The sequence below is a fragment of the Brevibacillus panacihumi W25 genome (assembly GCF_000503775.1).
GTDB lineage: Bacteria > Bacillota > Bacilli > Brevibacillales > Brevibacillaceae > Brevibacillus > Brevibacillus panacihumi_A.
Genome location: NZ_KI629782.1, coordinates 909825 through 924355 on the forward strand (window position 1 = coordinate 909825; position 14531 = coordinate 924355).

Annotated in this window: 14 protein-coding genes; 2 read left to right on the top strand and 12 right to left on the bottom strand. The window is 51.9% G+C overall.

What is annotated here, in order from left to right; all coding sequences use genetic code 11:
* Nucleotides 1-97: 97 nt before the first annotated feature.
* The 9 genes from yajC to T458_RS33860 all read right to left on the bottom strand — a co-directional run bounded on the left by yajC (nucleotide 98) and on the right by T458_RS33860 (nucleotide 7656).
* Nucleotides 98-415, bottom strand: a complete 318-nt coding sequence (gene yajC / locus T458_RS33820; RefSeq protein ID WP_023554946.1) for a preprotein translocase subunit YajC — start codon at nucleotides 413-415, stop codon at nucleotides 98-100.
* A gap of 19 nt (nucleotides 416-434) precedes the next feature.
* A complete protein-coding gene (gene tgt, locus T458_RS33825) occupies nucleotides 435-1565 on the bottom strand; it encodes a tRNA guanosine(34) transglycosylase Tgt (protein WP_023554947.1) in 1131 nt (376 codons plus the stop codon).
* A gap of 110 nt (nucleotides 1566-1675) precedes the next feature.
* Nucleotides 1676-2704, bottom strand: coding sequence for a tRNA preQ1(34) S-adenosylmethionine ribosyltransferase-isomerase QueA (queA, locus tag T458_RS33830; protein ID WP_023554948.1), 1029 nt, complete (start codon nucleotides 2702-2704; stop codon nucleotides 1676-1678).
* Between the two features lie 24 nt (nucleotides 2705-2728).
* Nucleotides 2729-4825: a SpoIID/LytB domain-containing protein gene (locus T458_RS33835; RefSeq protein WP_023554949.1), complete on the bottom strand. Its 2097-nt coding sequence runs from the start codon at nucleotides 4823-4825 to the stop codon at nucleotides 2729-2731.
* Between the two features lie 165 nt (nucleotides 4826-4990).
* Complete coding sequence (locus T458_RS33840) at nucleotides 4991-5209, bottom strand: DUF2905 domain-containing protein (protein WP_023554950.1); 219 nt, start codon at nucleotides 5207-5209, stop codon at nucleotides 4991-4993.
* Nucleotides 5206-6204, bottom strand: coding sequence for a Holliday junction branch migration DNA helicase RuvB (ruvB, locus tag T458_RS33845; protein ID WP_023554951.1), 999 nt, complete (start codon nucleotides 6202-6204; stop codon nucleotides 5206-5208). The genes T458_RS33840 and ruvB overlap by 4 nt, the downstream gene beginning before the upstream one ends.
* 3 nt (nucleotides 6205-6207) lie before the next feature.
* Entirely contained in the window at nucleotides 6208-6825 is a 618-nt protein-coding gene (ruvA, locus tag T458_RS33850; protein ID WP_023554952.1) for a Holliday junction branch migration protein RuvA, read from the bottom strand.
* Complete coding sequence (gene ruvC / locus T458_RS33855; RefSeq protein ID WP_023554953.1) at nucleotides 6822-7322, bottom strand: crossover junction endodeoxyribonuclease RuvC; 501 nt, start codon at nucleotides 7320-7322, stop codon at nucleotides 6822-6824. The genes ruvA and ruvC overlap by 4 nt, the downstream gene beginning before the upstream one ends.
* Before the next feature lie 142 nt (nucleotides 7323-7464).
* On the bottom strand, nucleotides 7465-7656 hold the full coding sequence (locus T458_RS33860; RefSeq protein ID WP_023554954.1) for a hypothetical protein: 192 nt from the start codon (nucleotides 7654-7656) through the stop codon (nucleotides 7465-7467).
* 128 nt (nucleotides 7657-7784) lie between these two features.
* Between T458_RS33860 and T458_RS33865 the strand changes: the two genes are divergently transcribed.
* The gene (locus T458_RS33865; RefSeq protein WP_023554955.1) at nucleotides 7785-8879 is read left to right on the top strand and encodes a hypothetical protein; all 1095 of its coding nucleotides are present in this window, start codon (nucleotides 7785-7787) and stop codon (nucleotides 8877-8879) included.
* A gap of 39 nt (nucleotides 8880-8918) precedes the next feature.
* On the opposite strand, the gene T458_RS33870 is transcribed toward T458_RS33865, so the two are convergent.
* Complete coding sequence (locus T458_RS33870) at nucleotides 8919-9497, bottom strand: BofC C-terminal domain-containing protein (RefSeq protein ID WP_023554956.1); 579 nt, start codon at nucleotides 9495-9497, stop codon at nucleotides 8919-8921.
* A 188-nt stretch (nucleotides 9498-9685) separates the two neighbouring features.
* Between T458_RS33870 and T458_RS33875 the strand changes: the two genes are divergently transcribed.
* Complete coding sequence (locus T458_RS33875) at nucleotides 9686-11674, top strand: bifunctional 2',3'-cyclic-nucleotide 2'-phosphodiesterase/3'-nucleotidase (protein ID WP_023554957.1); 1989 nt, start codon at nucleotides 9686-9688, stop codon at nucleotides 11672-11674.
* Between the two features lie 51 nt (nucleotides 11675-11725).
* On the opposite strand, the gene T458_RS33880 is transcribed toward T458_RS33875, so the two are convergent.
* A complete protein-coding gene (locus T458_RS33880; RefSeq protein ID WP_031305404.1) occupies nucleotides 11726-12757 on the bottom strand; it encodes a phosphotransferase in 1032 nt (343 codons plus the stop codon).
* A gap of 11 nt (nucleotides 12758-12768) precedes the next feature.
* Nucleotides 12769-14427, bottom strand: coding sequence for a SafA/ExsA family spore coat assembly protein (safA, locus tag T458_RS33885; protein ID WP_023554959.1), 1659 nt, complete (start codon nucleotides 14425-14427; stop codon nucleotides 12769-12771).
* Between the last annotated feature and the right edge of the window lie 104 nt (nucleotides 14428-14531).

Below are 14531 nucleotides of genomic sequence, written 5' to 3' on the forward strand. Positions count from 1 at the left end.
AAGCACAGTACAATGGACCAAACCGGTCTTTTGTCCTGTGCTTTTGTTTTGTCTGCATTCTATCGCCGGTCACCAGGCTTTCGCGCTTGTGTCAGGCTTATTTTGCTTCTTCTTTTGTTTCCTCTGTCTTGGTTGGTGCAGGCTCGCTCGCATTGGAGGAGACGACGTTGTTGATCGCACCGCGGTCAAACGTAACGTTCACGTTATGGGCAATTCGCAGCGTCACCGAATCATCAGACAGTTCCTGGATCGTCCCGTGCATGCCGCCAATGGTTACGATTTTATCGCCCTTTTTCAAGGCTGAAAGCATGGCATTGCGCTGTTTCGCCTTTTTTTGCTGAGGACGAATCAGCAGGAAATAGAAAATCGCAAACATGATGATAATCGGTAAAAAATTGGTCAATGTGCTGTCCATAAATATGTAGCCCCCTCAATTAAAAAGATCTATCTCCACCCAATCCATATTGAGCGAAAAACTGGTCGCGGAAATCTTGCAGACGGTCTTCGGCAATCGCTTGGCGCACCTTCTCCATCAGCTTCACCAGGAAGTAGAGGTTATGATAGGTGGTTAGACGAATCCCGAAGGTTTCCTCCGACTTGACCAGGTGTCGGATATAAGCGCGTGTATAATTCTTGCAGGTATAGCAATCGCAGTTAGGATCAAGCGGCGTGAAGTCGCGTGCAAATTTTGCATTGCGAATCACCAGTCTGCCCTGGCTTGTCATGCATGTCCCGTTGCGAGCGATCCGCGTAGGCAGTACACAGTCGAACATATCGATTCCGCGAATGGCCCCTTCAATCAGGGCATCCGGCGAACCTACTCCCATCAGATAGCGCGGTTTTCCAGACGGCAAAAGCGGAACGGTGTTCTCCAACACTTCGTACATCAAGGAAAACGGTTCACCCACGCTCAAACCGCCAATGGCGTATCCCGGAAAATCAAGCGAGACGAGATCTCGGGCACTGATCGCACGCAGGTCGTTGTACATCCCGCCCTGCACGATGCCGAACAAGGCTTGAGCATCCGGCCGTTCATGCGCTTTCAGGCAGCGCTCTGCCCACCGTGTAGTCCGTTCCATCGATTGCTTGACGTAATCGTATTCCGCCGGATAGGGCGCACACTCGTCAAACGCCATAAAAATATCGGCACCCAGTGCATTTTGGATTTGCGTCGCTTCTTCCGGTCCGATGAACAGCTTCTCTCCGTTCAAATGCGAGCGGAAAGAGACGCCTTCCTCCGTAATTTTACGCAAATTGCTGAGGCTGAACACCTGAAAACCGCCGGAATCAGTCAAAATCGCCCGATCCCAATTCATAAAGCTATGCAGTCCCCCGGCTTCACGCACAATTTCGTGACCTGGACGCAAAAACAAATGGTAGGTATTGCTCAGAATAATGCCCGCACCCATCTCTTTGAGCTCTTCCGGGCTCATCGTCTTCACCGTAGCCTGTGTGCCGACTGGCATGAACACAGGGGTGTCGATTGTACCGTGCGGCGTATGCAGCTTGCCAAGGCGTGCACCGGTTTGTTTGCAAGTTTTGATCAATTCGTAGCGTACAGCCAAATGATTGCACTCCCCAAGCTTGTATGTAAGTCTTTCCTATTATAAAAAAATCTCGCATTGAAGTAAACCCAAACAGATAAGCGAATGCTCATATGATGCCAACTCAAGGACTAAATGATCAGCATCGCATCCCCGAAGCTGAAGAAACGGTACTCTTGCTCAACTGCGCTCTTATAGGCATTCAAGATATTCTCTTTTCCGGCCAATGCGCTAACGAGCATAACCAGCGTGGATTTGGGCAAGTGAAAGTTGGTCAGCATACCGTCAATGATGGAAAATGAATAGCCCGGATAGATGAAAATATCCGTCCAGCCGCTGGTGGCTGCCAATCTGCCTCCATGGGCCGAGCCTACAGTCTCAAGGGTGCGACAAGAAGTGGTTCCGACAGCGATCACACGTCTGCCTTCTTCTTTGGCGGCATTGACCACATCGGCGGTCTCCTGTGAAATCTCGTAGTATTCGGCATGCATCACATGTTCCTCGACGCGATCTGCCGAGACCGGACGAAAGGTTCCCAAGCCTACATGCAGCGTGATCGTCGTGATGTGGACCCCTTTGGCCGCGATTCGTTCGAGATATTCTTTGGTGAAATGTAGTCCTGCGGTAGGGGCTGCAGCAGAGCCCCGTTCGCGAGCGTAAACCGTCTGGTACCGTTCCTGATCCTCAAGCTGTTCATGGATGTAGGGCGGCAGCGGCATCGTACCCAATCGCTCCAGGATTTCATAGAATATCCCTTCGTAGGAAAAGCGGACGATGCGTCCTCCCATGTCTGTGCTTTCTTCACAGATGCAGCGCAGCAATCCGTCGCCAAACACTACGACCGTACCCGGCTTCACCCGCTTTCCTGGCTTTACGAGAGTCTCCCAACGGTCTTCTCCCAGTGATTTGAGCAATAGCACCTCAATCTTTGCGCCCGTACCCTCTTTTTCGCCGATCAGCCGTGCGGGAAGAACACGGCTGTCGTTTAGGACCAGGACATCTCCCGGCACCAGATGGTCGATCAGATTCGTAAAGCGTTGATGCAAAATGTTGCCCGTCTCCTTATGCAGAACCAGCAGCCTTGATGCTGTGCGATCTGCCAAGGGGTGTTGGGCTATCAAATGTTCGGGAAGCTCAAAGTCAAACTGTTGCACATCCACAGGCTGTTACTCCTTTTGTCTTGTTCATTTGCTGCGTTCAATTTCTACATCTTGGTAATAGTGTTGCAGAATCTCTTCGTAGTCATACCCGCTTTCTGCCATTGCCTTGGCCCCGTACTGCGAAACCCCGAGACCATGACCGAAGCCTGTCCCCCGGAACAGAAAGAGCGGGGTTTTGCTGACTGTTCTCCAAACGCCATCTCCACTGTAAACGAGGTACTGATCGTTGTAGCCGTTGGCTGCCTGGGAATAGTAGTCATTGGCTCCAACCGCCTGAATCTGTCCTCCGCCTGCCGCATAATTGCGAAGCTTGCCATTGCCGGCGAGAATGGTAATGCTGCCCATCTCTTCCACTTCAAATTTGGTGCTGCGCAGGGAGCTTCCTCCTTGCTGGAAAATAGACCGGTGCGCATCCGGCGAAGAGACAGCCACGGTTTGACCATTGGCTTCCATCTCCAGAACCCGTCCTGATGGCCCACGCTCAGTCACTCGCAAGGACTGAATCGGGCCGGAAATTCGCGGAGCCTTGTTTCTGTCCTGACTGGTGTTGATCATGCCCGCCAGCTCTTCTGCCGTATAAGGTCCGCGAGTCCAGGAATAGGCGTTTTCTTCCGGTTCTTCAGACAGGATCGTCAGCGAAGCGCCATAAGGCAGGGTAGCTAACACGCGATGGAAGGCTGTGCTTGGCCCTGAGCGTAGATTGGTATTGTCCGTAGCAACGACTGCCTGTCGCAATCCCATCGCATTGGTAAAGCCCGACTCTTTGACCAGATCGCTTCTCACATAACCCAATCTGCCATCGGCCAGGGATACCTGGTACCAGAGGTTGGCTTGCACCATCGGACCATAATCATCACTGTCGACCGGTCTCAGATATGGGACAGGATTGCCCCATACTTCGCTTCCGTCCGCCGTCATGCCCCCGGCGTTGGAATAATACAAGGATTCCACCACTTTACCACGATAGGTGATGATTTCTCCCTTTGTCTCGTCCACCGCTTCGCGAATATCCGCCGATTCCTTGGCGTATCCGTAATATGCTTGCTCATAGACGGTGTCGGACAGATTGGCCACTCCGTATTTATTGCCCAAGCCGACCGCACGGGTCCGAGCCAGGACCGCTTGAGTTTTCAATGCCTCCAAAGGCCATCCAGGAGCCATTTCCGATCCGACGACGCCATAGAGATACTCCTCCAGCGGCAGTTCGTTTACAAGCGTCAGATAGCCATTGTACGAGGAAAGCTCCATTTTTCCGCGATAGGTCCGCTGATCGCGCTCCACTACTCCGATCAGCGCTGTGCCTCGGCTTCGCTGGGGCTCTGCAATCAGCTTGGCGCGAGGTGAGAATACGTATTTCCAGATCGTATCTCTAGCCGACCCATACACGTCCTGCTTGAGGATAACATAAGAAGAGGCTGCTGCCTCCGTGTACGAAAATCCGGGAATTTCCGACGATACTTTTCGCTTCAAGGCTTGCAGGGCCTCCCCGCTCACCTCATCCCCTACCCACAGGGCGTACTCCTCTCTCTTCCCGTCCTGGATGACCACCGGATAGGCAGGATAACCTGATGTATCAAAGGTTCGTTTCCAGTCCATTGCTTCCTGCAGGTTGCGGTATCTACCCGCCTCCAGATGAAACGGCCCCTTGACCACTGGCTTTTGTCCAGTCGCCTGTGCAACGGTCTGAGCCTGTTTGGACGCTGCCTGATACGTAGAGTAGGATCCGCTCACAACCTGGTAGAGCATCTGTGAACCCTTTTGTACTGCCTGAATGGTTCCCTCGTACTTGCGCTGTGTTAATTGCTGGGCAATTCCTTGCGCCTGGTTCCAATCCGCCGTCTCCGCGACGATCAGATGGAACTCGTCCACACGAAAACGTGCGGCTTCACCATTCATCTCCGGCAGTTCTGTTTTCCCCTCGGCACTGGACAATATCACGTCTATGCCGCCCTCAGAGGTCAACGTGATCGAAGGTACCACTCCTCGATACCCCTGCCCCGAATCCACGAACAATGCAACCCGAATATCTTTGCTCTTGGCTTGTGCCGGAAGCTGTCCACCCAGAAGCAAAGTTGTGATCAGGCCTGCGGAGAGGACTTTACCCATCCATTTCTTCCACATGTCGTCCCTCGTCCTTCCTTTCACCTGTATACGTCGAATTTTGGCATTACCAACCAACTTTTTCGACAATCATTGGCTGTTCTCCTTCCCTCTTTGGCGTTTTTGACGATTTGGACAAAAGAAAAAACCACGGATTTCTCCATGGTTTTTCTGACTGCATAATCCTTATTTGAACAACCGAAACAGGTACATGCCAAGAGACAACACAATGCTGATCACGATACATGTCACGATGGGAAAGTAAAACCTGACATTTTCCTTTTCTACGACAATATCTCCAGGCAACCGCCCCAATGGCAGAAAGCGTCCGCCTATTTGCCATAGCAATCCGATCACAATGAGGACCGCTCCGCCGATAATCAAGAGCTTGGCGATTGGATTCATGCTTTCATCTCCCGACCGAAGTGTTGATAGGCGCTTGGTGTCAACACGCGACCACGCGGTGTACGCTGCATAAAGCCGATCTGCATCAGGTAAGGCTCGCACACATCCTCAATCGTCTGTGATTCCTCGCCAATCGTGGCAGCAATGGTATCAAGGCCCACTGGTCCGCCATCGAAGCGGTCCATGATCGCCAACAAGAGCTTGTGATCGATATGATCCAAACCGCAGGCATCTACCTGCAGCCGCTCCAAAGCTTCCTTGGCAATCTCGTCCGTAATGACACCTTCCCCCCGCACCTGGGCAAAATCACGAACACGCTTGAGCAAACGATTGGCGACACGCGGTGTCCCTCTCGAACGTCTGGCGATCTCCTGCGCTCCCGCTTCGCGAATCTCAACCTGCAAAATATCTGCGGCGCGAGAGACGATGAAGGCAAGCTCTGGTACCGTGTAAAATTCGAGCCGGTTGACCACTCCAAATCGGTCCCGCAAAGGAGCTGACAGCATCCCTGCACGAGTGGTCGCCCCCACCAGCGTAAAGGGTGGCAAATCCAAACGGACGCTGCGGGCACTCGGCCCCTTGCCGATGATAATATCCAATGCGAAATCCTCCATCGCAGGATAAAGGACCTCTTCCACGCTCCGGTTCAGCCTGTGAATCTCATCGATAAAAAGGACATCCCCTTCCTGCAGATTGGTCAGAATCGCGGCCAGATCACCCGGCCTTTCGATCGCAGGTCCCGAGGTGGTGCGAATATTGACACCCATTTCATTTGCAATGATCTGGGACAGCGTGGTCTTCCCCAATCCAGGCGGTCCGTACAGCAAGACGTGATCCAGCGACTCGTGGCGCATCTTGGCCGCCTCAATGAAGATCTTCAGGTTTTCCTTTACCTGCTGCTGACCGATGTACTCATTCAGATACCGCGGTCGCAAGCTGAACTCAGCCGCGTCCTCTTCCAGGTTCATCTGTGTCGTAATAATACGCTCGTCCATAGTCTACCCCCTCATCAGCAGAGCCAGCCCTTGCTTGATGAGCGCCTCTACCTTGTCCCCACCTTTGGCCTTTTCAGACAGCGCATTCCTGATTTTTTGCAATTCTCCATCAGAGTAACCAAGGAAGGTCAACGCTTCCAGGGCTTCGTTCAAAGCGGAGGCTGCCTTTTCTCCCTGCGCCAGTTCCCCGGTCGCAACAGTGAGGATTGCCGATGGCGTAAAGCCTACCAATTTGTCCTTCAGGTCCAGAATAATGCGTTGCGCTGTCTTTTTTCCTATTCCTGGGAACTTCGTTAAATACGTGACATTCTCTTGCTGTACTGCCATGACGATCTGCTCAGGTGTGGCTGCCGCCAGGATCGCCAAAGCTCCCTTGGGGCCTATGCCGCTTACATCGATCAGCTTGCGAAACAAATCCCGCTCATCACGGCTCGCAAACCCGTACAAAAGAATCGCATCCTCCCGCACATGATGATGCGTATGTAATCTCGTCCGATTTCCTTCATCGCGGACAAACTGATAAGGGTTCGGACAAAAAATCCGGTAGCCAATCCCGTTCGTCTCGATCACCACATATTCTGAATCCAAATAGCACAAGGTGCCTTCCACGAAATCAATCATCGGCGAACCCCTTCCGAAATCGAAATAAATGCGCGGAACTGCGCATGAGTCAATGCGATGCCCAAAGCATCAGCCACATCGTCTGGCTTTGGCACTTCTTTGAGACGAAGGAGCAGCTTGGTCATCTCCTGAATCTGTTTTTTCTCTGCACCACCATAACCGGTCACCGCTTGTTTCACCTGCATCGGGGTGTATTCATAGACGGGTACGCCAGCCATTTCGGACGCGAGCAGAATCACGCCTCTCGCCTGCCCGACCGTAAAGGCTGTCGTTACATTTTTATTAAAGAACAACTTCTCTACCGCCATCTCATCCGGGCGATAAGTCTCAAGCAGACTCTGCATCGCTTCGAAGATCTGCTTCAATCGTAGAGGAACGGAAAGGCCTACCTGTGTCTGGATGCTGCCGTACTGAACAGGGCGAAGCTGGCTTCCCTCTTTGTCCACCACGCCAAATCCGACGATGGCTATTCCCGGGTCAATTCCAATAATGCGCATAATCCATTCTCCTGCCAATGATACAAAGATTCGTATCTCTACTGTATCATAAAGCGCCAACAAAGCGAACATGCATTTCCATGAGCGCGAAACAAGACGGAAAAAACCCGCTCTGAATGGAGAGCGGGTCATACGGCGTCACCTAGTGTTTGTTCATCCCCAGCGTATCAGCCTCATCGTGCAGCATATGAGCATACTCATCAACATGGTTTCGCATCTCATCCTGGATCTTGCTGATTCGGCGATAGTCCAGCTTGTTATGGCCTTGGTTGAGTTGAACATACAAACGTTGGTGGAATTGGTCCTTATAGCTTCCTCTCGGCATTGAGCCCATGCGAAAGATACCTCCTCAAGACCGCCGTATGGAAACAGTATGCGCATCGGCCAATCGCTTATGTTGGCAAGATTTGCAGATTTGCTCCTTTTCTTTGCAGCGCAGACTAATGAGTGGAGGTGACGGTCATGCGGCTGTTTTTTCGAATAGTATGCTGCTTTTGCCTTTATTTTCTCATCCTCGCCCCTGCTCAGGTAGATGCCACAACGGTAAAGGGACGCAATATTGCCATCTCGGTTCGCGTCTCACCCGAATCCTCATTCGTCACAACCATCACCTTTCAGGCAGACCGTACATTTATCAAGCAAATCTCGCGTGCCCGCACCAAAGAGTCTACTTGCAATCCGCACTGGGTCCGAGCCACGATGGCGGTGAATAAACGCTTGTATTGGTACGATCATGATGGTCGACTATACGATCCGCAAAAATCGCAGCTCCTCCTGATCCCGGCAAAAGCCAGGCAACAGGTGGAGCAGTTCGTTCAAATTGTGGAGCAAGCACACTACGGAAATCCGCTTCCCTGGGAACAAGTGAAAAAATCCTTTGAGCGCATGGAGAATGCCACTGTCGTCGACCTGGAGACCGGGCAGCGGTTCATGGTGCAGCGGCGAGCAGGCAGCCGTCACGCTGACGTCCAGCCCTTGACTCGCGCGGATACCATGATCATGAAAGAAATCTATCGGGGCAAATGGAGCTGGAAACGGCGTGCGATCCTGGTCGAAGTGGACGGCAAATTTTTTGCCGCCTCCATGCACGGTATGCCGCATGGGGCTGGCGCCATACGCGGAAATGCCTTTCCGGGCCATTTTTGCATCCATTTCTTCGGCAGTTCAACTCATCGCCGCACGGAACCAGACCCCAGCCATAGCTTGATGATCCTCAAGCCATCCGGACTTTTGGCCCAGACCTTGGTCCGTGCAGAACCCGAGGAGCTGGTTGGCTATTTTCTCACTTCATTGAACGAGCATGATCAGCACACGCTGCGGATGACCACTTCTGGCTTCTCGCTGCCAGAATCGCTTCTCTCTGTCCAAGGTGTCAAGCGACAAGAGGATATTCCGCGGTCTGATGAAGCTGGTCTTTTCTTCGTGGCACTCCCCGTTCATGTCGATTTCGTGGGGCAAAACGGCAGGAAACGCTCCGGCACCTGGCTCTTTCTCCTGCATCGGGAAGCGCCTTGGGACCGCTGGAGAATTGTTGAGGTCCAAATGGACTATCCTTGAATACGAAAATAAAAAGGGCTGTCCTCGCGACAGCCCCTCTCACTCTTCCTCCATCAATTGAAACTCACCATAAGTAGACAACACACTATTGTACTCCGCCAGGTCATGAATTCGAATTCCTTGCTTCAAGTTCTCCAATTCTTCCTTGGAGAGACTTGCTTCCATTTTCGCGGTGTTGATCCGGTAAAAGGTTTGGACGACCTCCTGCTCCTTGGGAAGACCGTGGAACAACGTAAGCATGCCGTCTTCATTCAATCCGAAATACCCATTTTCCTTGCAGGCCGGGGATAGATCATGCTCCCTTTTAAGCAAAATCAGTTTGTGGGCGTCAGCGGAGACGATCTCCCAGCCCTTGTAATCCGCCATCATATCCGCCAATCGATTCGCTGTTACAGGTTTGTACTCCTCGTCCCTCACACCGCACAAATAGGTACGGGTCAATACGAGATTATAGGTGTTACCCATCACTCTTGCCGCATTCTCTGAACTCGGGGAAAACAACCGGGTCAAGCTGTTTTGCTTGTCCGCACCCGGCTGCAGCATCATTACGATCCCCACAATCAATCCGGTCAACAGGGCTGCTACCCATGAGGCATAGACCATCCATTTTCTCTTCATAGCACGATGAACCCCTTCACTAGACTTTTTTCCTAGTTTTGCCAGAAGGAAGGGGCCACATACCCGTGTCTCTTCAACATTCTCATATTTACGACAAATTCATTAGGAATTTATACCAATATTCTGTCTCTGATGGTAAAATCTTTTTGTATGATATTATTCATGACTTGGAGGTTATCTATTTCATTATGAAGAAGCCAAACAAGAAACTACTGGCAAGCTTTTTGCTCAGTACGTCGTTGGTCGTCAGCGCCTTCGCCTTTCCTGTTACTCCTGTAAGCGCAAATTCGGAATCGACACTGAAATTGCGTCTGCTGGAGACAACAGACATCCACACCAATATCGTCAACTATGATTACTATCAAGATAAAGAAACCGATGAATTTGGCCTTGTAAAAACAGCTACCTTGATCAAAAAAGCCAGAGATGAAGTGAAAAACAGCATTCTCATCGACAATGGCGACCTCATCCAGGGCAATCCTTTGGGAGATTACGTAGCGAAAGTAGACCCGCTGAAAGACGGCGAGGTACACCCCGTCTACAAAGCGATGAACCTGCTAAAGTACGACGCCGGCAACATCGGAAACCACGAGTTCAACTTCGGACTGGAGCACTTGGAGATCAGTCTGAAAGGTGCAAATTTCCCCTATGTCAATGCCAACGTGTACGTGGATGACAAGGACGACAATCCAGACAATGACAAAAACCAGTTTACTCCCTACCTGATTTTGGATCGCACATTTAAAGATGAAAGCGGCAAAGACGTTACACTCAAAGTCGGTGTGATCGGCTTCGTTCCGCCAAAAATCATGCAGTGGGACAGAGCCAATCTGGAAGGGAAAGTCATTGCGAAGGATATCGTAGAGACTGCCAAAAAATTCGTTCCTGAAATGAAGGCAAAAGGAGCAGACATCATCATCGCAGTGCCTCACTCCGGAATCGGCGGCACTGAAACAGAAGAAATGGCCGAAAACACTACCTTCCAATTGAGCAAAGTCGATGGAATCGACGCGCTGCTGTTCGGTCATTCCCATGCTTTGTTCCCGGGCCCTAACTTCGAGGGTATTGAAGGTGTCGACGTTGCCAAGGGAACAATTAACGGAAAACCAGCCGTCATGCCCGGCTATTGGGGCAATCATCTGGGCGTAATCGACCTTACCTTGCAGAAGGAGAACGGCAAATGGAAAGTTGCAGATTCCCAAACGGCTGCGCTTCCCATCTACGACGTAGCCAAAAAAGCTCCGTTGGCAGAGGCAGATAAAGATCTGGTGGCTGCAGTGAAGGAAGATCATGACCACACGGTAGAATGGGTACGTTCTGCGGTAGGAACAACTACTTCTCCGATCTTTAGCTTTTTTGCACTGGTGCAGGACGATCCTTCGATTCAGATCGTAACAAACGCGCAGAAATGGTATGTGGAAAACCACATCAAAGGTACGGAATACGAAGGAATTCCAGTTCTTTCTGCTGGCGCGCCATTCAAAGCGGGCGGACGCAATGGGGCAAGCTACTACACCAATATTCCGACAGGAACCATCGCAATCAAGAACGTTTCTGATTTGTACATCTATCCGAACACTGTAAACGCAGTACTGGTGAAAGGCTCCGATGTGAAAGAATGGCTGGAGCGCGCCGCTGGCCAATTCAACCAGATCGATGTGAAGAAAAAAGAAGAACAGCCTCTGGTGAATGAAGCCTTCCCAACCTATAACTACGATGTGATTGACGGTGTTACCTACCAGATCGATGTAACACAGCCGTCCCGTTACGCGCTCGATGGCAAACTGGCTGACGCGAACGCTCACCGCATCAAAAACCTGAGCTTCAACGGCAAGCCGATCAACCCGGAAGACAAGTTCATCATCGTCACCAACAACTATCGCGCAAGTGGCGGAGGAAGCTTCCCTGGGTTGGACGGTTCCAATATCATTATCGATTCACCTGATGAAAGCCGCCAAGTCGTAATCAACTACATTCTGAGTGAAAAAACGATCAACCCTGCTGCAGACAACAACTGGTCTTTTGCACCCATCCAGGGAGATCTCAACGTTACCTTCAAAACATCCCCGGATGCGAAGCCATACGCGGATAAAATGCCCAACCTCAAATACGTTACGACTCAAGAAGACGGCTTTGCAAAATACACAATCGACCTTTCCAAACCAGCTTCCAAATAATGAACACAAACAAGGTGCTGTCCCCAAAACCCATGGGCAGCACCTTCTTTTTTACCCTACAAAGTGATAATTCCCCCACGGCGAGCGCTGCAAGATCTGGTCCCCCGCTTCCAGGAACATGCTCCGCTGCTGCTGCAGCCTGCCTTCCATCTGCACCAGCTGAAGGACCCCGCGCATATGATAGCCGGGACGATGGCTGTACAGACCTGTAATTTCACGCAGCACATTGTCAGGATAACGCAGCAATTGATGCACCATCCAGATTTGCGTGTCACTGAGAGGTTTGACCTTGCTGTAAGCCTCCATGGCCTCGACAAAAGATTGGACCCGATATTCCTGCATCATCAGCATGCGAGACATCAACTGAACCAGATCAACCAGCTGCAGGTCATGACCCACGGTATCGAGATCTATGAGATAGCAGTTTCCTCTGCTGGTCAGCAAAAAGTTGTGGCTCGCCACATCCCGGTGAGCCAATGTCCCCCTCTCCAGCGCCACATACATTTCTGGGGTAAGAGGCAACTTGTAAGCATTTTGCAAAATATCCTGCCCGTCGCGAATCACCTGGGGAGCCATTTGCTGTATCAATTGCTCGATCCGATTTTGCGGACCATTCAGATCAATCGACCAGGTAATTCGTTCAAATTGTTCCAGACGGCTTTCCCATTTATCCAACAATGCCGGTGTGCCTTCATAGGTATAGGAGCTGTGTGGCACGGGAAATCCTTGTGCAGCTATATGAAAGCGAGCGAGTGTTTCTGCTGATTTTTTGACGTCGTACAGTGCAGCATTATCCGCCTCCTGGCCATCAATCATCTTCATAATGGTATAGAAGCGATCACCGTAGGCAAAAATAGCGGACCCGCTCGCATCTAACACGTAGTGAACGGTATGCCGAAACCCTTTTTCGCGCAGTGCTTGAGCGATTTCAGTCACCCATTGCGCTTTTTCCCGATTCTTGTACCCCTTGATGATCCAGTAGCCCCGGTCCGTTTTGAGCAGATTCACGTTTCGTTTCGGTTTGACTCCAAAGATTTGGCAACGAAACGCTTTTTCAAGAGAAGGTAGTAATCCTTTGTTCATAGCCAACCCGATTAGTAGGCAGAGGATTCATCATGTCCTTCTCCCCAATTCGGCCATAGCCCTTGCCCTGGCGTACTGGAGATGGCGGGTGAAGGAGGGGACATCATGCTTGCTGGGTAGTAGTGATACGAATCGTGAGCTTTTTTGGACCGTCTCAAGGCTTTTCGTCTGGGCTTTGGCCGTTCAGGGGAACATTCGCACGAAGAAGAGTACGACGAATCATAATCAGGCGGCAACATATGGTAGCCGGGCATTCCTTGGTCAGGCGGGCACGGCATGGGTGGCATCATTGGCGGAAAATACATCGGCCCGACCGGATAACCACGGCTTGCACCTCCACATGGCGGACAAGGAGCAGGACGATGCAGGGGCGGCATCGGCATCGGTGGCAATGGCATGTGGTGCTCTTGGAAAGGACTCACATGCCCTGGCGGCATATAAGGAGGGATCGGCAGCATCGGCGGCATCGGCAGCATGGGTGGCATGGGTGGCTGAAACGGACTAAGCTGGCTTGGCGGTAGGTTAGGTTGCAACGGACTTACCTGGCTTGGTGGTAGGTTGGGTTGCAACGGACTTACCTGGCTTGGCGGTCGGTTGGGCTGGAACGGACTTACCTGGCTTGGCGGTCGGTTGGGCTGGAACGGACTTACCTGGCTTGGCGGTCGGTTGGGCTGAAACGGACTGACCCGGCTCGGCGATTCGTTCGGTTGCAGCGGGCTCACCTGGCTCGGGGGGCGGTTCGATTGGAACGGACTGACCCGGCTCGGTGATTCGTTCGGTTGCAGCGGGCTCACCTGGCTCGGGGGGCGGTTCGATTGGAACGGACTGACCCGACTCGGCGATTCGTTCGGTTGCAGCGGGCTCACCTGGCTCGGGGGACGGTTCGATTGAAACGGACTAACCTGGCCCGGAGGTTGCGTCGGTCTGATCGGACTCAATGGCCTTCGCGGAATGGGCGGCTGCATCTGCATGGGAGGATTGGGTGCTTTTTGTATATAGGGACTAATCTGCTGCGGTGCTGCAGTCGGGCGTACCGGAGGCGGCATCATGGGCTGCATCGGGCGCATCGGGAGCGGCGGCTGCATCGGGGGGATCATCTGCTGGCCTTGATTGGGAAGCATATAGGGAGAAATGTTCGGACGTGTCTGTTGGGGCATCATCGGACGGGCCGGAGGTGTGACGATTTGCGGCGAGAGCGTAGGAGTTGGTCGTTCGACGGCTGGATGATCCACATAAGGAATGTCAGGCTTCGTTTTGGACTCTGACTCGATCCTTGTTTCCGATTCCATCTCGACCTCTGGCTCTGCTTCTTCTATCGGCTCCATTTCCTGCTCCATTTCCTGCTCCATCTCGCCTTGAATCTCTTCCTCTTGTTCTGGCTCTTCCATCGGTCTTCGCTCGATCTCAATCGGAACCTCCGGCACTTCCTTGGGGATCGGCCGCTCTTTTACCGATTGGGGAGATTGAGATTGACTGCTTTGTTGTTGAGGAGACCTTCTTCTGGGACGAACGGGTACACCTTTGGCGGGAATTTTGATCCGTGCCCCTGGATAAATCGTATCGGGGGTCGCGAGCTGACTATTCAACCTCAATAGCTCTTTGAAATCGACGCCATATCTTTTGGCGATTTTCCACATCGTATCGCCTTTTTGTACTACATGTATTCTCACGCTTTCTCCTCCCTTGCGGAAACTCCCTACCATCGTATGCACCTCTGGGCGTTTTGCTCCTGCTCCGCCCAGCTTTCTTGGAGGGGCATGGAATAGCAAAAAAC

What these genes read in the sequence shown, in the direction of transcription:
- yajC (WP_023554946.1), bottom strand. Translation starts at nt 415, where the DNA reads ATGGACAGCACATTGACCAATTTTTTACCGATTATCATCATGTTTGCG.
- T458_RS33835 (WP_023554949.1), bottom strand. Translation starts at nt 4,825, where the DNA reads ATGTGGAAGAAATGGATGGGTAAAGTCCTCTCCGCAGGCCTGATCACA.
- T458_RS33840 (WP_023554950.1), bottom strand. Translation starts at nt 5,209, where the DNA reads ATGAATCCAATCGCCAAGCTCTTGATTATCGGCGGAGCGGTCCTCATT.
- ruvB (WP_023554951.1), bottom strand. Translation starts at nt 6,204, where the DNA reads ATGGACGAGCGTATTATTACGACACAGATGAACCTGGAAGAGGACGCG.
- ruvA (WP_023554952.1), bottom strand. Translation starts at nt 6,825, where the DNA reads ATGATTGATTTCGTGGAAGGCACCTTGTGCTATTTGGATTCAGAATAT.
- ruvC (WP_023554953.1), bottom strand. Translation starts at nt 7,322, where the DNA reads ATGCGCATTATTGGAATTGACCCGGGAATAGCCATCGTCGGATTTGGC.
- T458_RS33860 (WP_023554954.1), bottom strand. Translation starts at nt 7,656, where the DNA reads ATGGGCTCAATGCCGAGAGGAAGCTATAAGGACCAATTCCACCAACGT.
- T458_RS33865 (WP_023554955.1), top strand. Translation starts at nt 7,785, where the DNA reads ATGCGGCTGTTTTTTCGAATAGTATGCTGCTTTTGCCTTTATTTTCTC.
- T458_RS33870 (WP_023554956.1), bottom strand. Translation starts at nt 9,497, where the DNA reads ATGAAGAGAAAATGGATGGTCTATGCCTCATGGGTAGCAGCCCTGTTG.
- T458_RS33875 (WP_023554957.1), top strand. Translation starts at nt 9,686, where the DNA reads ATGAAGAAGCCAAACAAGAAACTACTGGCAAGCTTTTTGCTCAGTACG.
- T458_RS33880 (WP_031305404.1), bottom strand. Translation starts at nt 12,757, where the DNA reads ATGAACAAAGGATTACTACCTTCTCTTGAAAAAGCGTTTCGTTGCCAA.